The organism is Streptomyces sp. NPDC002680, from assembly GCF_042889145.1.
Taxonomy (GTDB): domain Bacteria; phylum Actinomycetota; class Actinomycetes; order Streptomycetales; family Streptomycetaceae; genus Streptomyces; species Streptomyces adonidis.
In genome coordinates, this window is sequence record NZ_JBIAQP010000011.1 from 174,181 (window position 1) to 197,371 (window position 23,191).

Here is a 23,191-nt window from a genome sequence, read left to right on the forward strand (position 1 = left end):
CATGTCAGGCAGGTTCGAGGCGAATCCGGCGGGGCTGCAGCAGAGCGGCAACGAGGTCGGTGGGCTGCCGGCGCACGCGCGGAAGATCGGTGACGACTTCATCGCCGACCAGGCCAACTACCGTGGCCTGAACGGATATTCGGACGAGTTCTACAGTGAGACCCACCCCCGGTACGAGGCGAACAACGAAATGTGCCTCTCGGCGATCAGGGCCTTCGAGGATGCCTTCGTGGGGCTGGAGTCGGCGATCTTCGGCAACCGCCGCAACATCGTGGGCACCCAGGAGGGCGCCAGCGACCTGATCCAGCAGCAGCACTCGAAGCTGGACTCGCAAGGCGGCGAGAAGCGCTAAGTGGAGGAGATCAATTTCCCTCCGGACGTCCGGAAGATGCTCTTTGTCCTGCTGGGTGAGCAGCCCTTGCAGGCCAGGGAGAATCTGCTGTGGGGCAGCCGCAATCTCTACCTCGCCTTTCAGCAGTCCCTGATCGGCCTCAGGCAGAACGCGCGCGAGACCATCGTCAAGGCGCGGGACTCCCTCCCGCCGGACGTCGCCGAGCAGTACATCCAGGGCCTCACCATGCTGATCGGCGACGGCTACGGGAACGATCCCGTACAGCGTCTCCTCGATCAGCTCGACGATCTCGCCGACAACCAGATCGACCTCTCCCAGAAGGTCCAGGCGTCCAAATGGGAGATCATCGCCGAGATCATCATGCTGATCGCCGAACTGGCGATCCTGACGGCCCTGATGGCCTTCACGGGCGGTGCGTCCGTGTCGGAGATGTTCCTGGCCAGGGCCAGGAGCAGGTTCGCGATCCTGATGATCGTCGACCGGCTGCTGCGGATGACCCACCTGATGCCGACCCTGACGGAGGCGGTGGAGGAGGCCATCCAGACCCTCGCGGTCCGGCTGGCCCAGATCGGTCTGAACGACGGCGGCCGCAAGCCCGACGGCATCGACTGGGCCGACGTCGGAAAGGCCGCCGCCTTCGGTGCGCTCACCGGCGCGTTCATGGGGATATTCGAGCAGTTCTTCAAGCCGTTCAAGAACATCTTCAAGAACTACATGGACGACGTCCTCACGAAGTTCAAGTTCAATCCGGACACGTTGCTGTTCAAGGGCCTGAAGAACGGGCCCGGGGAAATCGCCGGCGCCTTCGTCATCGGGGGCGCCAGCGAGGGGCTCGCCGAATACATCATCAACGGCGCGTTCGAGGGCAACTGGGAATTCAAGTGGGAGACGTTCGTCGGCGGCGGCTCCAGCGCGGTCTTCGACCTCGGCGCGGGGCTCGCGGCCGGCGGGGCGGGGCTGTACGCGTACAACAAGTGGTTCGCCGACACCAACCTCTCCCCCGACCAGATCAATAACCTGCCCACCGACGGCCCGCTGAGCAGCGGAGGGGGCTCCGGCAGCAGCAAGTCGACGGTCTCCCCCGGTCCTTCGAGCACGACGACGGGTACGGGCCCCGGGACCGCCGGGTTCGGCAACACGTCCCTCTTCACCCCGGGTCCGGTGACTCCGGCACCGCTGACGACGACGTCGCCGGGGCCCGTCGTGGGGAACAGCGGAATCGTTACGCCGACGCAGAGCACGCCGGTGAACTCGATCCCGGACGTCACGTCGGACCTGTCGACGTCGGACACGTCCCTGTACGACCCGTCTCCGTACGACCCGTCCTTGTCGGACCCGTCCCTCAACTCGCCTTCGCCCATTACGACTCCGTCCTTCAACTCGCCGTCGCTCAACTCGCCGACAGGGTCGACGACGCCGTCCTTCGCTCCGCCGCGCACCTCCGACTCGTCGTCCGTGGTGGACTACGAGGTCAACGGCACGATCACGCCCGACCTCGACGTGGACATGGACGCCGTGCTCAACCCCGACGGGGTGTCCACCACGCCGGACGCGACGGACGACCTCAACCAGTCCACGGTGCCGAGGGGGACCGGTGCGGGTGGTACGGGCGGTAACGCGGACCAGGAGATCGTCCGTGACGGCGCGCTGACCGACGCCGACGGGGATCTGGCGTCCGGCTCCGAGAGCATCGCTCCGCCTGCTCCGGTGAGTACGTCGGGGGGCCCGCAGGGCGCGTCGAACGGCCAGGGCGCGCAGGGCTCACCGGGGGCGTCGCAGCAGCCGGGCCAGTCCGGTCAGCAGGGGCAGTCCGGTCAGCAGGGTCAGTCGAACCGGCCGGAGCAGTCGGACGTCTCCGGCGACGCCGACCTCGTCGACGGCGCTGAGAACCCTGAGATCACCGACACCGCGGATGACGCCGTCGGTCCCGACAGTTCGGAGCAGCTGGACACCGCCCCACCCGGCACCCAGACTCCCGCACCCGCGCCGGCCACGCCGAGTGCCGCTTCCCCGGGACTCCGTACGTCCTCGGACGTCGTGTACGACGACAGCGACACGGACAGCGGCTACGGAAGCACCGACGAGCTGGACGAGCTGGACGAGTTGGACGCCGACAGCGACAACGGCGACACCGGCAAGGGCAAGGGCAGGGTCGACGAGGTCGCGTCGCCGACCTCGTTCCCGGACTTCTCGGACCCCTCGGCGCTCCCGGAGGACATCACCACCGCGCGTGACGACCACGCCGACGCGGTGCGCACCTTCGTCGACGCCGTCCACCGCGTCGAGGCACTTCAGCACCGTGCGGAGACGAACCGTGGAGGCAGCGGCGACAATGCCGCCCTGGTGGAGGCCACCGCCGACGCGGAGCAGGCCCGGCAGCAACTGACGCAGAGCGAGGGCCGGTTGCAGGCGCTCGGGGTCGATCCGTACGCGGTCGACAACAGCCCGCACTCCGACATCACCCCCGTGGTGCGCCGCGACCCGGACCAACGCCAGTGGATCGCCGAGCAGGTGACCCCCGCCGACCTCCCCGCGGATCTCTCCGAGGAGGATCTCGCCGAACTCGGCGCCGACGGCGGCGTCGTCACCGTCGGTCAGGTCAGCACGGCGATGCTCAGCCCCGGTCCATGGCCGAAGTCCCTTGATGTCGTGGCCGCGAACGCCACCCGGCGGATCTGGGCGGACGCCTACACGGACTTCGCGGACACCGTGCCCGACACCGCCAAGGGCGTGGCCTCCCGTGCCTGGGGTTCGGCCACCGGCCTGGTGCTGCCGCTCGAACTGCACCCGGTGCTCGCCGACTCCCGCCACGCGGGCCAGGAGTACCGGGACGCCGTACGCCAGGTCGCCGACCTCCTGGTGGCCGGCGGCACCCCGGAGGAGGCCGCCGGTCTCGCCGACCGTCTCCGCCACGACCTGGGCCTGCGCCCTCGTCTCCGGGGTGGCGCGCCGGGCAGGCCCGTCGCGATCCCGACGTCCGCCCAGTGGGCTCCCGCTCCGGCGGCGGACTCCCGGGACGACGACTCCGGGGACGACTCGGACGACGGGCTGTTCGCCATGCCGGTACGGCGTCCGCCCGTGGAGTCCTCGGCCGGCTGGGGGCAGGCGCAGGCGGCCCCGGGCACGGACTCGGACTCGGACTCGGACTCGGACGACGACTCGGACGACGAGTTGTTCGCCATGCCGGTGCGCCGTGGGCCCGAACCCGCCGGCGCCTCCGTCGGCCTCTCCGTCGGTCAGGTGGGCGGGGAGGCTCCCGGGGCGGCCCGGAGTGTGCCGACCGTGGGCGGGCCGGGGGGCCCGGAGCTGGCCGTGTTCGATCCCGAGCGGGACTTCCTCCCGGCCGACGGCGACCACCAGACACTCGCCGACCATTTGCCCGAGGCCGACTGGTGGAAGCTGTTCATCGACCCCCGGGACCACGCCCGGGTCCAGATGGCCTATCCGGGCGATCCGGGTCAGGCGTACGACCGTGAACAGTCACCGGGTTTCCGGCTGGGGATGGTCAAGGCGTACCGCGCCTTCCTGGACAACCCGGACGGCGTCGCCCACCGGATGGACGCGGCTTCCTATCTGGCACTGCACAATCTCGCCGTCGAGCACCTGACGAAGAAGCCCGGCTGGTCGGGCGGTCAGCCCACGAGTTTCCCGCTGCGCAACACCGACCTGAGCGAAGATCTGCTGTCGGAAACGCTGGGCGGACGGCAACTCGTCACCAAACTGGATGCGGCTTTCTGGGCTCAGGGCAAGGCTGTCAACGCCCGTGCGAACCCCATCACAGCGGTGGAGACCTTTTCCACGGGGAAGCCGCTCCTGCAGACCAACTACAAGATGGGAGAGGTCCAGCAACTCGTCGACATGGCCTTCGACCGCTATTACGACGAGATCGGGCGTGCCGTCACGCCCATGGACAAGCTCGCCGCCATCTCCCGCACCATTCGCACGCTTCAGGTGATTCACCCGTTCCATGACGCGAACCGGCGCGTCAACGTCCATCTCCTGCTGCACAAGTTCCTTTTGGAGCAGGGTTTCCGGCCTGTCGTAACCCCTCTGCTCGCGTCACTCTTCCAGGGCGGCTATTCCGTACCCCGGATGGCCGAGATCCTGGCGGAGACCCTCGGTCTCGGCCCCGCCGCCGGAACTCTCATGGCAGACACGTCGGACCGCTCCGCATCTCCCCCGCGCGCCTTCAGTCCCGTTTCCACCGTTTCCACCGTTTCCACCGGGGACGGCGCACGTCCTGAGGAGAACGCGTTCCCCGGCGACGAGATCGCGTTCCAGAGCGCCCCGGTCGGGCCGACCGCGGACGACTCCGACAGCGACTCCGACTCCGACACCGACTCGGACGACGGCCTCCTCGCCCTGCCGCTGAGCCGCCCGGCCGCGAACCCGACGACGACGGCCGGGCCACGGCTGCTGGCGTCGCCGCCCGTCGCAGGGGAGTCGTCCACCTCGGGGGAGGCACCGGCGCCCGCGCCCGCGCCCGCGAAGAAGATGACGCCCGAGGTGACAGCCGCGTTCTACCGCGGGTACGCGGATTACCTCTTCTCGGGTCAGGGCGCCCGGGACTTCGACAGCGTGTACTACGCGTTCCTCGACGAACAGGGCGTCCTGGATCAGAATCTGGCCCGGCATCAGAAACTGTTGCCGCAGATGGCGAAGTTCCACGACCAGTTGCTGGCCGTCGAAGCGGACCAGGCGACGCACCCGACGGTGATTCCGCACACCGATCGTGAACCCATGCGGTTGTACCGGAAGATGGCGGAGGCCGAGTCCGACGTCTTTCTCAACGCGAAGGACGCGAAGGCCGGTGTCGCCGATGCCATGGCGTACAACCGCAGCGACGAATACCGGAAGTTCTTCACCACGTCCCTGTCCCACACCAGTGTCTTCGAGAACGCCAACGCGGCGTCGGACTCGGAGAAAGTCGTCGAGTTCACGCTCCCGTGGGACGGTTACTGGAATTTCGTCGGGAACCACGGCACCCCGAACCAGCAGGACGGCGCCTATCGTGTCCGGGATTCGGCACTGATCCACCAGGAACAACTGCGCACCGGCGCGGCGGCGAACTTCAGGACCAAGGAGGACGTCGACGCCGTCAGAGCGGATCTGACGCACCACAACGTCGGTATCGGCCATGGCAACAGGAAGCAGTTCGCCGCGCTGATCACCGATATGCGGGAGGTGCCGGCGGACGAGGTGGCACAGGCGGCGCGGGACGCCCGGGAGACCGCGCGGCTGGAACGCGTACGGCTCGCACACGAACTGGTCCAGCAGAAACTGGACGCGGCACAGCAGCGCACCTCGGTGCACGGCGAGCCGTTCGGCGACTACCTGGCGACGCTGGACGAGGTGGCACCTGCCGACTGGTCAGATCTGTTGGATCTGGAACTGGGTCTGGATCCGGATGTGGATCCGGTGTCGGTGGTGGATCCGGCTGAGCCGCCGAGGTCGGACGTGTTGGTGGCGGGTCTGCTCGCGCTGCCGTCAGAGCAGTTGCCCCAGACGCTGGAGTTGTTGCCTGCGGCGCATCGGCGGTGGCTGGCTGGTCATGCCCCGTTCGTGGACGGCGTACGGAATTTGCCTGCGCCGGAGTTCGCCCAGGTGGCCGCCAGGCTGCTGGTGGTCGTGCCGGGTGAGGTGCTGCGGCCCGTGTCGGCACGGCACGAGACGTACGCCCAGACCGCCCGGATGCTCCAGGACAAGAACGCTGCGGCGCAGCTGCTGGAGTCGGGCGCGGTGGTGGTCGTACTGCCGCAGGACGTGCCACTGACGCGGGTGAGTTCCTTCGCGCACCTGCACGGACGCGTGGACGCGGAGTCCGGACGCGGCTTCGACGACCTGCGGGGCGCGACGGGCGGGCTGACCGCTGCGGTGCCGGAGGAGAACCTGCTGGGCGAGATCACCTCGGTGGGACCCTCCCCGCATCAGGCGGAGGGCTACTCGACCGCCACGCACGAGATCGCGCACCTGCTGCACACGGCCGCCCTGACCGACGCCGACCGCGACCTCATCAAACGCGTGTACGACACGAAGAAGGACCAGGAAGCCGACCGGCAAAAGGCGCTGGAGGAAGGGCGGGAGCCGGGCCCGCAGGTGCTGTGGCCCGACGACATCAACGAGGACCTCAAAGGTCGGACCGCCGACAACTACTCCTCCATCAACGAGTACGAGTTCTTCGCCCAGCTCAGCAACACGTACCTGGGGACCAACCACGGTGCGGACGCGACGACGGGCCGCCTGCGGCACAACGGCGCCGAGTGGGTGCAGGCCCATGAGCCGGACCTGGCACCGCTGCTGGAACGGCTGTACGGGCCCGACCCCGAGGCCGTACACAGCGCACCGGCCAACCCAGTGGCCGCGACGAGCGCGGACAACGCCACCTACGAAGCCTTCCGCGACTTCATGGACGGCATCGAGGGAACCCCTGAGCCCGTAACGGGTTCAGCGGCAATGCCCCAGGCAGCAACGACGTCCGTCTCATCCTCGGCGGATCCGGTCACCGGGGTGCACGCGGCTCCCTCGGGCGGCCCCGCGAAGCGGATCACTGCCGATGCGATGGAGGCGTACTTCCAGGCGTACACGGACTTCTTCGAGTCGGACGCCACCGCCGCGGACTTCAACAGTGGCTACTACGTGTTCGCGGACAGCCAGACCGTACTGACCGGCAAACTGGCGATGCACGACTCACTGGCCGGCCGCATGCGCACCTTCCACGACGAACTCGTCCGCATCCGCGACGAACAGGCAGCACAGCCGACGGTGATTCCGCGCACCGGCAGCGAACCGGCCAAGCTCTACCGGAAGATGTCCGCCGAGGAAGCCGCACAGATCCTCGACGCGAAGACGCCTGCTGCCGGTATCGCCAGCGCGATGGCGTACAACCGCAGCGACGAGTACCGGAAGTTCTTCACCACCTCCCTCTCCCACACCCACGTCTTCAGCAACGCGAACGCGGCATCGGACACCGAAGTCGTCGTGGAGTTCACGCTGCCGTGGAACAGCTACTGGGCCTTCGCCGGACGATTCGGCACACCGAACCAGCAGGCCGGCGCCTACCAGATCCGTGATTCGGCACTCATCCACCAGGAGCGGCTGCGGACCGGCGCGGCAGCCAACTTCAGGTCCGCACAGGACGTCGACACCGTCATGGCCGACCACACCCACCACAACATCGGCATCGGCCACGGCAACGCCAAGGACTTCGCCGCACTCGTGACCGCCAGACGGCAGGTACCCGCCGCCGAGGTGGCACAGGCGGCGGCGGACGCGGCGGAGGACGCCCGTCAGGCTCGTAGGCCTGCCGTCGACACACTCATCCAGCGGCAGATCGCCCCCCTGCGGCAACGCGAAGCCGAAGCCTCCGTGCACGCCGCACCCCCCGTGCTCCCCACCACCTCGACGGACAAGGCGTCGGGCATCTGGACCACGCCGCCCTCCGTCTACGTCCGGAACTACGGTGCGGAGCACGACGGCAACGTCGGTCTGGTCCATGTCGAGCCGCTGCCCGCCGAGGTGGTCGCCGGGCTGCACGGCCAGGTCATGACCGCGCTGGGCATCGCCCGGCCCGTGGCCGACGACCACCCGGTGCTGGTCCAGTTGCGGGACCGGCTCAGCGCGGAGGAGCTGGCGCGGGAGCTGCCGTATCTGCGCAGCAGTGGTGGTCTGAGCGTCACCGTGGTCCACGAGGGCCGGGAGCGCACGGTCGATGTGCGCCTCGCGCTGCGCGATCCGGTCCGCTCGGAGCGCTACGGCGCGAACAGCGTCACGGACCCCGAGGGCCGCGTGGAGCGGCGCGCGCAGGGCACGCAGGAGTCGTCGGGCACGGTCGCGTCGGGGACGATCCGCGCGGTGCCCGTGCCCTGGTCCGGTTCGTTCCCGATCGCGGCGGCCGGTCCGGTGCGGGCGATCGACACCGCGCTGTCCCTGACGCTGACGCACAACCAGTTCTCGTCGTCGACCACCGTCACCAACGTGGTGCAGACGATGACCGCGCAGCGCAGCAACGAGCTGTCGCAGCCCTTCGAGTTCACCGGGGAATGGGAGGTGCGGCTGGATTCGCCCCCGCTCGCGCCGCCGGTGAACTGGAGCGCGCCGCAGTCGCACGGGCCGGTCACCGTCTGGTTCCCGGAGCATCTCGCGGTCGACCACGAGGGTGAGCTGCCGGAGCCCGCGGGGCTCGACGACGGGCCGGTGTGGGGTGTGGACACGGTCAAGGAGCCGGGGCGGCTGCTGTCGGAGGTGCGGCAGAGCTTCGCCACCGAGCTGGCGACGCTGTCCGAGTCCTCGGTCAGGGAACTCGAGACGTTCCTGTCCGAGCAGGTCCTGCGGGGCACGCTGCCGTTGCAGCGCGGCCGGGGGGTGTTCTCACCGGTGCTGCTGGACGGCGACGGCAACACGATCGGGATGCTGAAGCTCACCACCGAGGTGGAGCCGGTGCAGCCTGCCCATCGGTCGCTCGACGGGAAGATCAACCTGGAGGCGCATGTCACCCAGACGGTCAAGGTGGACAGCTCGGCCAAGCTGACCAGCGGTGTCGCCCTTGACGGCAGCGTCGGCCCGGCGTTCACCGGGGACCGTTCCCGGGGGCATGCCGGGGCCACGTCGGTGGTGTCCGGGAGTTTCGTCGGCAAGGCCGGTGCGAGGTTCCAGACCAACTCCGCGCTCGCCGCGGGCGGTTCCGCCAGCATGACCCACTCCGTGCGCAGCAACCGCAGCCATCTCCTGGGCCCGGTCAGGGTCACCCACCGGGTCACCCTGATCCGGGCGCGCGGTGGCAGTACGTCCCATGACTTCGGGCCCTGGGACGAGGGCATGCAGCTGCGGATCCTCAGCAAGGCCGACGCGCTGGGACAGGAGCACGCCCCCGGCGAGGGCCTGCGGGAGCTGCCCGACGAACTGGAGAACCTGCAGAACCTGGGCATGTCCGCCGCCCCGCTGGCCGTGACGGGCACCGAACCGCTTTTCGAGCGGGCCGAGTCGTGGCTGCGCGAACGGGGCTTCCTCCCGCCGGCCGAGCCGACGCCCGGCACCCTGTTCGACGAGGAGACGGCCAAGGCCCAGCTGATGAACCTGCGGCGGTTCGAGCAGGCCAGGTCCGAGGTGGGACTGCGGGCCTCGGTCGACTCCATGCTGGACGGCGGCCAGGCCCTGTGGTTCGACCGGCCGTCGCGGACCGGTGGCACGCGCCGCGTCCAACTGCGGCTGTCCGCCTTCCGGGACACCGGCGCCGACAGCGGGACCCGGCACCGCCGGACGCTGCCCGATGTGCAGAACATGGGCATCTCCTCGTTCAGCGTCGGCGGCACCGAGTCGACCGGCTACGGCTACGGCTGGCAGGCCGGTTTCGGCGGAGGCGTGGCGGGACCGGTCGGGGACGACCGGCCGTGGTCGCTCGGCGGCAGCGGCGACTACACCTACGCGCAGGCGACCGCCCACACCTCCACGGTCGGCGCCGGGATCAACCAGGACCAGTTCTTCATCGGCAGCGGACAGGCCGCCGAGGTCTTCGAGGTCCCGGCGCAGCTCGCGCTCGACCTCTACGAAGGGCCGGGCACGGAGCCGGCCGTGCGCTTCGCCGACCCCGGGCGTCACCCCGACGACGAGGTGTCCGCCGAGGCTCCCGCCGACATCGAGCGCCCCGCCGAGCCCGAGCGTCCCGTCGTACGCAGTGTCGGCGGGAGCATCACCCTCCTCGTTCCGCATCACCGCACGGTCGAGCCGGGGCAGGAGCGGGAGACGCCGCCGGGGCACAGTGTCCGCCTCGCGGATGCCGACGACCGGGCGAGGCTGGCCATGACCGGCGCGGACGGCAACCCGCTGCCCGGTGTCGTCCGGCTGCCCGACGACGCGATCATGGACGGCATACGCGGCTCGGCCGCACTGATCGACGCCTTCGGACAGGCCGTCACCAACACCTACCCCGGTCACCCCGAGAAGGGCCTGCTCGACCAGGCGTGGGACACCGTCGCCTCCTATGTGCCCGGCAAGGTGGCCTCGGCCACCGCGCCCGCCAGGGACTGGATGTCCGAGGCACTGACCGGCGCGGACGTCACCGACCAGAGCACACCGGCCACCGAGGCGCTGCGGACCGCGCTCAGCCCCGCCAACCTCGTCGGACGCGCCCACCAGATCTTCAAGGGCGGCTACGTCATCGAGGGCCTGACCCTGCCCGGCCTTGGCGCCGACCACGAGTTCTCGGTGGAGCTCCAGGGCTTCCTGCACGACCCGGAGCATCTCCACAGCGCCAAGCAGTATCTGGAGACGGACGTCGGCGCCACGGACACCGCCACCCAGCAGACCACCACCAGCCGGAGTCACGGGGGCGCCGTCGCCGCCATGACCCAGCAGCGGCCCGCGAAGGTCCCCGACGGCGCACCCAAACCCGAGCCCTCCGCCCTGTTCAACCCCTCCGGCCGGTACGCGTTCACCCACCGTACGGACGACACCCACACCCTCGGGGCGAGTACGGGTGTGACGCGGACGCCGACCGAGAGCGGCACCCAGCACCGCGTCCGCAGCGGCGCGACCATCCTCATGACGATCCGTCATGGGCGGCGCAATCTGGTCGGCAACGCCCTCGGTCTCACCAGTGCCGAGCCGGTCACCGTGGCCGTGGAGCTGCCGCGCGCGGCGCAGTTCCTGCTGACCGACCCTCAACTGGCCCGCGACGCGGCCTGGTTGGCGGGTGTCGACGGTCTGACCGCGCCCGAACGTCCCGAACCGACGCTGCCCCTGCCGGACAGGTTCGCCCGCACCGGGGAACCGGGCCTGGCCGGTGTCCTGTCCGTCAAGCAGCTCGGCGGCGGCCCCGACGGCCGGGCCGAGCAGCGCGACCGGCTGCGCTCCGAACTGACCGACCTCATCGAACGCGAGGCGCCCGGCTCCACCACGCCGGGCCGCGCCTCCTACCTGCCCGGTGTCAACGCCAGGATCGCCGACATCACCATGCCGACCGCGTTGCGCGCGCTGCCCGGCCGGGGACCCCACGGCGTCCAGCGCTTCCACTTCCGGCATGTGGCCAAGGGCGGCGCCCGGCTCGTCGAGGTCACCCTGCGGGCCAGGCCCGTCCAGGACACCGCCGGGCTGCGCACGGTGCGCGGCAGGCCCGCGGGCGCGGGCACCGGCCAGGAGCAGGTGCACATCCACGCCCCGGCGAACACGTCGAGTGCCGTGTCGGAGACCCGCCAGCACACCGGAGTCTTCAACCCCACGACCCGCTATCCGCGCCCCGCCGACGACGCCCGCACCGACCGCACCGGCCCGGCGGTCTCGGCCGTCGGCGTCCGCACGGACACCAGCAAGGTCACCGCCTCGGCGGAGGACCGCTTCTGGATGCGCACCGACAACGCCGCCGACTTCGACGTCGAGTACGAGTACGAGGCCTCGGTCCGCTCCGAACTCGTCACCGACTGGCCGCTGGACGTCCCCGGCGGCCTCATCGAGGGCGGGGTACTGGCCTGGTACGAAGAGGACACCGGCCTCGCCGACTGGCTGAGGCAGACCCTGTACGGCCGGCCCGCCCGCACGGTGACCGTGCCCGCGGAGGTCACCCTGCGCTTCACCGGCAGTGAGGCGGCCGACCCGCCGGAGTCCGCGACCCCGGTCCCGGCCGCCGTCTCGGCCGTCCACCCGTCCACGGCGCCCCCCGGTGCCGACGGGCGCCGCGTCACCGACGGGCAGCGGATCGTGCCCACCGGGCCGACCCCGGTGTTCCACTTCAACGGCTATCCGGAACTGGTCCAGGCCCTGGGCACGGTCGCGCCCCGGCTGGCGTCCGAGTGGCAGTCGTCGCAGGCCTCCAGCTCCGCCGAGGCCACCGCCGTACGCATCGGCGAACTCATCCAGGCCGGGAAGATCAGCCTCGACGCGCCCCGCGCCGCCGCCGGCCTGACCGACACCATGCCCGGCGCCTACCCCCTGGAGTCCGATTCCGGCACCCCGCCGAGCCTGCAGATCACGCTGCACAACCCCCGGCGCATCACCGACGCCGGGGATGTGACGCTCGACCGGCTGCGCCTGCCCACCACGGCCGCCTCGACCTCGCTGGCGACCGGCACCACCACCGGCGTCGGCGTGCAGGCCGCCTACGACGCGGGCGGCGAGGGCCGCAACATCGTCGGCGTGGGAGTGGCGCTGCTGGGCCAGCAGCCCATCACCACGGGCCAGGGCTCGGCGGGCGCCGCGACCCGCCGGGAGTGGTTCAAGACCGGCGGCACCGCACTGCCCGCGGAGGGGCGCGGGGTCCGCAGCTACGAGACCATGACCGACGTCGTGATCACGGTGGCCGGTCCCGGAGGCACCCGGCATGTGACCGGCAGCGCCGAACTGCGGCTGTCCGAACGGGACGTGCTCGGCTACGGCATCACCGACGCCCGTACCGACCCGCAGGTCTACGATCTGCGGTCGATGCTCGCCGACCAGTCCGCGGCCGACCTGCGGGACTGGACCACGCACCCGCTGACCGACCTGCCCCGGGCCCTGGCCGACCGGCTCGACCCACAGGACCCGGCCGCACAGATCTGGCTCGCCCCGGGCCCCGACCCCGACGGCTCCCTCCTGGGCCGTGCCCTCTACGCGACCTCCCGGACCGCCGTCCTCGCGGACCGGCCCGTCGAGCTGGTGCTGCGTACGGACGACGGGCTGCGGCACTGGCGGTTCGACCCCACCGGCGGCCTGATCAGCACCGACGCGGACACCACCGACGCCTGGACGGATCTCGCCGCCCGGATCACCGCGCACGCCGACGCCGCCCTCGCGCAGGCCGACGCACGGCAGCGGGAGAGCGACCTGCGCGGCCCGCAGGCCGAGAGCCGGCTCGCCCTCGCCACCGCCCAGGACGACCTCGACACCGCCACCACCGAGCACACCGACGCCCGAACCGCCGTCGACACCGCCGAGACCGAACTCACCGAGGCGCGGGAGACGCTCACCTCCGGCCGGGCGCAACGGGACCACTGGGAGGGCCAGGTCCGCAAGCTGTCCACCGCGCTTCTCGCCCTGCCCGGCAGGATCGCGGAGGTCCAGCAGCGGGAAGTGGCCGCTGCCGGCGAGGTACGGGCCGCCGACGCCTTCCTTGAACACATCGCACGTCAGGAGGCCGGCACCGTACCCGAGACGCGGGCCCGCGAAGCGCGGGAGCGTGCCCGGAAGGCCGATGAGCGGCTCACCCTCGTCCGAGCGGAGCTGACGGACCTGCGCGCCGACCAGGTGCGCGTCCAGGGCGAACTCACCGCCGCCCGGACCAAGGCCCGGACGGCCGCCGACCGCCTGCCGGGCCTCGAACAGACCCTGGCGGACGCGACGTCGGAGGTGGCCGGGGCGAAGACCCACCTGGACACGGCCGCCGAGAACCTCACCACGGCCACCGAGGACCGCGACGCGGTGCGGGACCGGCTGCGCTCCCTCAACCGGGACATCGTCCTCGCCCTCAAGGACCAGACCGACCGGGCCGCCGTCCAGACCGACGCCGAGCAACACCTGCCAGACCTCGCCGACCAACTCGGCACGGCACACCAGGCCTCGGGCGAGGGCCTGGTGAGCGTCCCCCTCTCCTCCCTGGCCGCCACCCCGGCCCGCCGCCCCGGCCCACCGCAGACGCCTCGGCCGGGCGTGGTGGGAGCACCGAAGTCGGGGACGACTGCTGCGCCGACGGACACGGCTGTGGCGCCGTCGGACCCGCCTGTGAAGCCGTTGGATCCGCCGGTGGAACCGCCGGTCCCGCCCGTAAAGCCGACGGACCCAGCCGTAAAGCCGCTGGACCCGCCCGTGGAACCGCCAGTCCCGCCCGTAAAGCCGACGGACCCGCCCGTGGAACCGCCTGTTCCTCCGGCGGTGACCGGGACGCCTCCCGCGTCGCTGACGGCTCCCCTGCCGCCCCCGCCGCCCCCGCTCGTGCAGTCACACGCTTCGTCCTCGTCGGCGTCGGCGGCGGCCGGGCCCCTGTCGAAGACGCCGGGTGGCAAAACGGCCTCCCAGCAGACCTCGGCCGACGGCTCCCTGTTGCCCCCGGCCGGGGGCCGGCCCCTCCGTACCGTGTCCAACGGCGAATGCCTGCTGTACGCGTTCCTCGCCAGTGATCCGCAGCATGTCCGCAACAGCCTGCCCGGCCTGGCAAGCGACCACCCCGGGTCCTTCCAGTGGCTGGCGGACACCGGCGGTGTACGTCGCGATCTCCGGCGACGAGCGGAGGCGTACTCCCACACCGGTACCCTGCCCCGGCACCACCAGGCGGATCCCGTGGCGGCGGCCATGCGGGACTTCGTCGTGAACTACCTGGTCCGCGCGACGGGCAACGGGCAGTTGCCGCACGAGGTCATCGGCCAGCTCCGGCTGTCGACCACGCAGGAGTTCAGCGCCGAACTGAAGAAGAAGCGCACAGCCCAGTTGGTCGCGCTCGCCCGGTGGCACGGCATCAACGATCCCGCCGGACTGGACAGCCTGTCGGACCGCGAACTGCGCAAGCGGCTGGAACTCGCCTACGCGACCAGCCCCGCACCGCTCACCACCGAAGAACTGGCCGGCCTTCTCAACGCGGTGCAGAACTGGGCACAGAGCTGGGAGTCGGCGTACGGAGAGGTCTTCCCGGCGCTCACGGCCCATGCCTTCGGAGTCCGGATCGACGTGGCGCGAACCCTCGCACCAGGGCAGCGCCGCGTGGTCAGCAGCCTCGGACCGCAGGGCGGAACCGCCGCCAGGAACGTCGAGATCTACTACAACGGCGTCAACCACTACGACGGCAGCGACGCGGCGGCCGACGGTACGGGACCGCATCCCGCGCCCTCCGGACCCGTGTCCGGGCAGAGATCCGACAACTGGTCGGATCTGTTGGACCTGCACCTGGGTCTGGATCCGGATGGGGATCCGGTGTTGGTGGTGGAGCCGGCTGAGCCGCCGAGGTCGGAGGCGTTGGTGGCGGGTCTGCTCGCGCTGCCGTCAGGTGAGTTGCCGCAGACCCTGGAGTTGTTGCCTGCGGCGCACCGGCGGTGGCTGGCTGGTCATGCCCCGTTCGTGGACGGCGTACGGGAGTTGCCTGCGCCGGAGTTCGCCCAGGTGGCCGCCAGGCTGCTGGTGGTCGTGCCGGGCGAGGTGCTGCGGCCCGTGTCGGCACGGCACGAGACGTACGCCCAGACCGCCCGGATGCTCCAGGACAAGGAGGCTGCGGCGCAGCTGCTGGAGTCGGGCGCGGTGGTGGTCGTACTGCCGCAGGACGTACCGCTGACGCGGGTGAGTTCCTTCGCGCACCTGCACGGACGCGTGGACGCGGAGTCCGGACGCGGCTTCGACGACCTGCGGGGCGCGACGGGCGGGCTGACCGCTGCGGTGCCGGAGGAGAACCTGCTGGGCGAGATCACCTCGGTGGGACCCTCCCCGCACCAGGCCGAGGGCTACTCCACCGCCACCCACGAGATCGCCCACCTGCTCCACACCAAGGCCCTGACCGACACCGACCGCGACCTCATCAAACGCGCGTACGACACGAAGAAGGACCAGGAAGCCGACCGGCAAAAGGCGCTGGAGGAAGGGCGGGATCCGGGCCCGCAGGTGCTGTGGCCCGACGACATCAACGAGGACCTCAAAGGTCGGACCGCCGACAACTACTCCTCCATCAACGAGTACGAGTTCTTCGCCCAGCTCAGCAACACGTACCTGGGGACCAACCACGGTGCGGACGCGACGACGGGCCGCCTGCGGCACAACGGCGCCGAGTGGGTGCAGGCCCATGAGCCGGACCTGGCACCGCTGCTGGAACGGCTGTACGGGCCCGACCCCGAGGCCGTACACAGCGCACCGGCCAACCCAGTGGCCGCGACGAGCGCGGACAACGCCACCTACGAAGCCTTCCGCGACTTCATGGACGGCATCGAGGGAGTGGACAGGGAGGCCACGTCCACTGCTGATGCGGTGGCGCCGTCTTCGAAGGTCACCTTGGCAACGGGTTCGGTTGCCGGGGTGCATGGGGCTCCGTCGGGCCCCGCGAAGCGGATCACCGCCGATGCGATGGAGGCGTACTTCCAGGCGTACACGGACTTCTTCGAATCGGACGCCACCGCCGCCGACTTCAACAGCGGCTACTACGTCTTCGCCGACAGCCAGACCGTGCTCACGGGCAAACTGGCGATGCACGACTCACTGGCCGGCCGCATGCGGACCTTCCACGACGAACTCGTCCGCATCCGCGACGAGCAGGCGGCACAGCCGACCATGATACCTCGCACCGGCAACGAACCGGCAAAGCTGTACCGGAAGATGACGGCCCAAGAAGCCGCACAGATCCTCGACGCGAAAACCGCCACAGCCGGCATCACCGCGGCCATGGCCTACAACCGCAGCGACGAGTACCGGAAGTTCTTCACCACCTCCCTCTCCCACACCCACGTCTTCAGCAACGCGAACGCAGCCTCCGACACCGAAGTCGTCGTCGAGTTCACACTCCCCTGGAACAGCTACTGGACCTTCGCCGGACGATTCGGCACCCCCAACCAACAGACCGGCGCCTACCAGATCCGCGACTCGGCGCTCATCCACCAGGAGCGCCTGCGGACCGGCGCAGCAGCCAACTTCAGGACCGCACAAGACGTCGACACCGTCATGGCCGACCACACCCATCACAACATCGGCATCGGCCACGGCAACGCCAAGGACTTCGCCACACTCATAACCACCAGACGACAAGTACCCGCCACCGAAGTCGCACAGGCAGCGGCAGACGCAGCCGAGACCGCCCGCCAGGCGCGCAGGCCGGCCATCGACACCCTGATCCAGCAGCAGGTGGCCCCTCTTCGGCAACGCGAAGCCGAAGCCGCCGAGGCCACCGTGCACGCCGCACCCCCCACCACCCCGATCGAACCGGACGACATCGGCGATGCGGAGTCGGACGCCGACGCCCAGGGCGCTCCGGATGCCGAGGAGGTCCAGGACACTCGCGGCTTCCGGCGCACCGGGACCCGCTCCGCCGTACTCGACGGCACCGCGTTCACGCTGCTCCCGGCGCCGGAGGACGACGCCGGCACCCTGTTGTCCGTACTGCGCCTCGCCGCGCCCGCCGCGCTCGCGGAGGCGGGGATCGACACGGCGGGGGCCCTCCGCGAGCGGCTGGTCCGTGGTGTCGAGGACGGCGAGGTGCCCACCGTGCTCGTGCCGCCACCGCCGACCGGAGGCCGGAGCCTTTCCGTGGAGCGGCTCAAGGAACTCGGGGTGCTGCTCGACAACTCCCAGCGCACCCAGGCGATCCTGCTCGGTGATGCCCTGCCACTCACTGATCTGACGCCCGTTCAACGTCTCCAAGTGCTGCTCGGGGACCCCTCCTACGCGGACGCGGAGACACGGCTGTACGCGCTGCTGACGATCGCCGCTCGCCTGTTCGACGCGAAGGTGGCCATGGTGGATTCGGAGGGCGAGGTCACGTTCGTCGGCGATGTCGCCGATCCCGCTTTTCCCGCCGGGAGCGCGCCACCCGTCCTCCTCGTCTCCGACGGTGACGGCCATCTCGTCGGGCAGCCGGGCGAGCTGCCGAGCAACGACCGCACATGACCCCGAGAGCAACCCCGAGAGCAACCCCGAGAACAGACCTGAGAACAGACCTGAGAACAGAGGAGAGTTCGCATCGTGCCCGCTCAGCCCGAACCGTCCGCCGGTCCACCCGGCGGATCCGCCGCGGCCCAAGTCCATTGACGGTAGGTAGTGTTGGCCCTCCCGCCGGACGCCGGGGCGCTCGCCCCAGGATCACGCGTGTCACGTGCCATTCATGTGTCGCACGCGTTCGGGCCACCGAGAGGGACCTCCGGCCGGATGTCTGTGCACCAGACTGCCGACCGACGAGGGTGTGTGACGAACGGTTCGAAGGGGTGGTACGCGTCTTGTCTTCTGGAGGACTTGCCATGGCGACCGGCGCACGGAAGCGTGCCGCGGTGGCCTCGGCCGACGGGAGCCGGGCGTGAGCCGCTGGGGCGGTGCCTTCGGCCGGCGCCGTGGTGACCGGGCGACGACGACGGGACGGACGGCGCCCCTGGGCGAGGTGGCCGACGAGCCCGCCGAGCGGCTCCTGGTCGAGGACCACGACGGCCTGCTCCTCCTGCGTCCGGCCTCGGACGAGACCCTGGAGCCGGTCGATGTCGCCGACCTGGCCCACACGCTGCACTCGGAGAGCGGCACCGTCACGATCGTCGCCACCGCCCCGGGCGGCGCGGCGGAGGCGCTGTGGCCGCGGCTGAGCGAGCTGCTCGACACCCTCAGCGCGGAGGGCACCCGGTCCATACGTCTGGTGATGGCCGGTGCCGGGGACGACCGCCCGGAGCGGCCCGCGCTGGCCCGTCGTATCGCGGACGCCTGGGAGCTGGTGGTCGAGGCTCCCGACGGGCAGGTGCTGGTGGTGCCGGGCGGCTCGGTGTTCGTACCGCCGGGTGGCACCGGCTGGTGGCGGTTCGCGCCCGGAGGGGAACCGGAGCTGTTGGGTCCGCGCACCCCGGCCCCCGACTGGCAGTCGGGGGTGCATCGGGTGCCCGCCAGGATGGCGGACGGCTGTGTGGTGGACCAGATACCGGCGGGCCTGCTGATCCGGCCGGCCGAGGCGACCGCGTCCCGGCCCGGGGATGTCTTCCACGCGATACCGGTCGACCACCAGCGTCCGGCCGTGGTCGTCGGTGTGCCGTGGGGCGAGGATGTCGCGGCGTCCGAGGTCGCCGAACTGCTCATCGCCCTGCCGGCCGCGGTACGGTCCCGGGTCCGGCTCGCCCCGGGCGGGCGGCGCGATGTGCTGCGGCTAGGCCAGTCGGTGGCCTGGATGCTGAAGGCCGAGGTCGAGGTGACCACGGGGCTGCCGCTGTTCACCGGCGAAGGGCCGCTGGGCTCGTACGGTGTCCGTTCCGTGCTGGTCGGTGCGGACGGGGCGCCTGTGTGGGTGCCGTTCGTGGACGCCGCGGTGTGCCCGCCCTCCGCTGACGCCGACCACGCCCCGCCGCCGCGGCTGCTGCACTGGGCACCGCCCCTGGAGGAGATCGGCGGTGCCGAGAACGGTGTGGTCGTGCTGTCCGACCGGTGGTTGGCCACGGCGACCAGGGCCGGGCTGTGGGTGGGCCCCCGGGATGGTGCCCCGCCGTCGAACAGTGTCCACCCGGTGAGCGGCGACGGTCCGGTCATCGAGATCGGCCGCCCCGGCGAGCGCCTCGACTCCTCGCTGTGGCCGGTCCTGACCCGCCTCCTCGAAACCCTCGCCCCCGCCGTACGCGAGCGCGCCGCCCTCCACGTACACGCCACCCCCCTCGACGGCGGCCGAGCCCTCCGCGCCCTGGCCGCCGCCCAGGGCCTACGCGTCATCCGCTTCGCGAAGCCGCAGGCACCGCGCCCGGCACCGCGCGGAGAGACCCCCGTACGACCGGGGCCGACTCCGACGCCGCCCCAGGGCAAGGCAGCACCTACGGCCACCGCGACAGCGATCCCGGGTGCCCTGCCTGCCACACCGACACGACCCACGCCAGGCAACAGCCCCACAGCCCAGGCCGACCCACACCGCACAACGGGCACGACGACGACCCCGGTTGGCCTCCCCGCCACACGGACACCGGTCACCGGAGGCGACGGTCCAGGGCACGAACCTGCGCCGAGCCCGCACCGCACGACGGGCACGACGGCGAACCCGAGCGGCACTCCCGCCACACCGACGCCGGTCACCGGAGGCGATCGTCCAGGCTCACGCCCAGAGCACGAACATGCACGGAACCCGGCCGACCCCACCGCCCCACACCGCACGACGGGCACGACGGGCAACCCGAGCGGCACTCCCGCCACACCGACCACCGGCACCAACGCCCCTGCTCCCCGGCCGGAACACGACCCCACAGCACCACCCACCACGCACCCGGCCGAGCCCGACGGCCGGACCCCTGCCGCCGCAACGGCCGACCCGGGTGGCGCTCCTGACGCGCCGACGCCGGTCACCGGGGGCGACGGTCCAGGCTCCCGTCCGGGGCACGAACCCGCCGCGCGCCAGGAACCGAACCCGGCCGAGCCGACGGGTACGACGGCGACCCCGGGGAGCCCTCCCGCCATACCGACCCCGCACCGGGCGCCGACCACCGGCAGCAACGACCCCACTCCCCGGCCCGAGCGCGAGCCCGCAGCACCGCCCACGATTCGCCCCGCCGAACCCGGCGGCCAGCCCCCTACCGCCGCCGCAACGGCCGACCCGGGTGCCTCTCCCGCCGTACCCACGCCGCTCACCGGAGGCAACAGCCCCGCTCCCCAGCCGGAGCACGAACCCGCAGCACACCCGACACCCAACCCAGCCGAACCCACCGACCCGCACCGCACAACAGGCGCGACGGGGAACCCGGACGGCGCTCCTGCCATGCCAGCGCAGCCCACCGAAGGCAGCGCCGCCCAGCGGAAGCCCGACCCCGCAGCACCACCCACCACCCGCCCGGAACCGGCCGAGCCCGTCGCCCCGCACCTCACCACGGGTGCGGCGCCGGCACCGGCACCGGCACCGGCACCGGCACCGGAGAGTCGCCCGGCCGCGTCCCCGCCTCGCCTGGGGCCGTCGGCCGGCGGCTCCCGACCGGATCCCGCGCCCAGAACCGCCCCCCTCGAAGGCAACGGCAAGCCCACCCCACCCCCCGGCAACCGCCCGACACCCTCGCCCGCACCCGCACCCGCACCCGCACCCAGCGCAGCACCCCAACACCCCCTCCCCCCAGTACCGGTATCCCCCCGCCACCAGAGCACAGAAGAGGAACGCACTTCCTTCCGCGCCCTGGCGGATGCCGCCTGGGAGCGGCACAGCGCCGCCGTGAACCGGGCCCTCGCCGGGATGCCCGCGTTGCGCGGGGCCGCGCAGGAGGCGGCGCGGGCCGATCTGATCGCCGTACGGATGTATCTGAGGAACGGCGAAGGGCCGCTGGACCACCGGGAGTTGACCCGGTCGCTGCGGGACGGCGAGCCCCGGCTGGTGCCGTACGCCGCCTGTCTGGCCTCCGGGCTCGGACGGCTGCCGTCGTACCGGGGCGCGGTGCTCCGCGGACCCGGCGGTGCGGTGGGCCACGGCGAACTGCGGCCGGGCACCGTGCTGCGGGACCCGGCGCCGCTGAGCGGCCTGCCGCTGGACGCGGCCGGGAAGGACCGGGTCGCGGGCGTCGGCTACGCGATCTGGTCGATCACCGGCCGCCGGGTACGGCAACTGCTGGACTCCGGCGAGGAGATCGTGTTCGCCCCCGGCACCCCGTTCAGGGTCCTCGACGTACGAACCGAGGACGGCACCCCTCTGGTCCTGCTCCGCCAGCTCCCCGACATGGGCTCGACGTCCGGGGTCCTGGAGGACGCGGACCACACGGCCCTGGAACGACTCCGGAACGCGCTGACCGACCGTACGTCACCAGGTCCCGGGGAGTGGTCGGAGCGGTGTTCGGGGCCGATCGGCCAGTACTGACCCTGACTCCAGGGAACCGTTGTGGGCCCAGGACATGTCAATTACCCCGTGGACACCTCCAGTTGCTCCGGACGACATCTCCAAGGTAAATCTTGTGACTGGATGAATAAATGACTTCTCTTGATGAGAGGAATGACTGGATGGGCGCACGAAACGAGGGGGACGGGGCGACACCCGGATCCGCAAACGGATTACCACGTGTGCGGGTGGCGGTCGCCCTGTCAGCCTCCTCGGAGCCCCCTGAAGGCGCGCTGACCCCGGCCGGCCGGCCCACGGCCCCGGAACGGTCCACCACGCCCGAGCAGTCCACCGCACCCGAGCGGTCCACCACGCCCGAGCAGTCCACCACGCCCGAGCGGTCCCCGTCCCCCGCCCCGGCCGCCGTACAGCCGGAGGCACCCGCCGTCGCCTCCACGGCCCCGGCGCCTCCCCAGGCCCAGGGGGCCGACAGCGAGGCCGCGACGACCACCGTGAGCGGTGCCGCCAGGACCACGGGCGAGAGCGGGGCCGCCGCGCCGAGCACCCGTGGCCAGGACCCCGAGGGAGCCATGCCCGCCGCCATCGCGGCGGCAGCGGGTGCGACACCGCCCAGGAACGACGCCCACGCGGCCCACGACGGACGTCCGAAGAAGCCGATGCTGGCCGCGGCGGCCATCGTCGGGGCCGTGCTGATCGCCGTTCCCCTCCTGCTGGTGGGCGGAAAGGACGACGGCAAGAAGTCCGACACCGTGCAGAGCGTGTCCCAGGGCAAGTCCGACACGGTTCTGGGCGCGGACGCACCCAGCGAATCGCCGGACGACTACACCACCGAGCGCCCCTCGGCTCCCCCGAGCCCGAAGGAGACCAAGACCTCGGCCCCGCCCCGCACGACGCCCGCCGCACCCCAGAAGTCGCAGCCCAAGCCGTCCACCAGCAGCAAGAAGTCGACGACGGCCAAGGCGACCAAGAAGGCGAGCACGCCCAAGGCGACGAAGAAGGCGGACCCGCCCAAGGCGCCGGTGTGGACGCAGACGTCCGTCTCCGCTCCCAGCACGCTCTCCGTCGGTGAGTCCTGGACCACGAACCGGATCAAACTGGTCCAGCAGGCGGACGGCAACCTCGTCGTCTACAACGAGAAGAACAAGGCGCTGTGGGCGAGCATGATGTTCGGCCAGAACCACAGGACCGTCTTCCAGGAGGACGGCAACCTCGTCGTCTACAACGGTGACAACCGAGCCGTGTGGGCCTCCAACACCTACACGCACCCGGGCGCGAAGCTGGTCCTGCGCACCGACGGCAAGGTCGTCATCGTGGACAAGGGCACCGTGGTCTGGTCCACCTGACCGTCCACCCCCACACGTACCGCAGCCGTACGAGCCCTGCCCGACGACCGACACCGGTCGGGCAGGGCTCGCGGCATGAACGGGGGCGGGGGGCGC

Annotated in this window: 4 protein-coding genes; all 4 read left to right on the forward strand. The window is 71.3% G+C overall.

Annotated features, from left to right (window positions below):
• The first annotated feature begins 1 nt into the window (after window position 1).
• The 4 genes from ACFYXF_RS28310 (at window position 2) to ACFYXF_RS28325 (ending at window position 23,095) form a co-directional block, all read left to right on the forward strand.
• On the forward strand, window positions 2-352 hold the full coding sequence (locus ACFYXF_RS28310) for a hypothetical protein (RefSeq protein WP_389353569.1): 351 nt from the start codon (window positions 2-4) through the stop codon (window positions 350-352).
• Window positions 353-17,884, forward strand: a complete 17,532-nt coding sequence (locus tag ACFYXF_RS28315) for a hypothetical protein (protein WP_389353571.1) — start codon at window positions 353-355, stop codon at window positions 17,882-17,884.
• A gap of 403 nt (window positions 17,885-18,287) precedes the next feature.
• The gene (locus ACFYXF_RS28320) at window positions 18,288-21,773 is read left to right on the forward strand and encodes a hypothetical protein (RefSeq protein ID WP_389353573.1); all 3,486 of its coding nucleotides are present in this window, start codon (window positions 18,288-18,290) and stop codon (window positions 21,771-21,773) included.
• Between the two features lie 200 nt (window positions 21,774-21,973).
• Entirely contained in the window at window positions 21,974-23,095 is a 1,122-nt protein-coding gene (locus ACFYXF_RS28325; protein ID WP_389353574.1) for a mannose-binding protein, read from the forward strand.
• Window positions 23,096-23,191: the final 96 nt, after the last annotated feature.

Bases quoted from the DNA above. Each gene is read 5' to 3' on its own strand.
- ACFYXF_RS28310 (WP_389353569.1), top strand. From the start codon at position 2: ATGTCAGGCAGGTTCGAGGCGAATCCGGCGGGGCTGCAGCAGAGCGGC.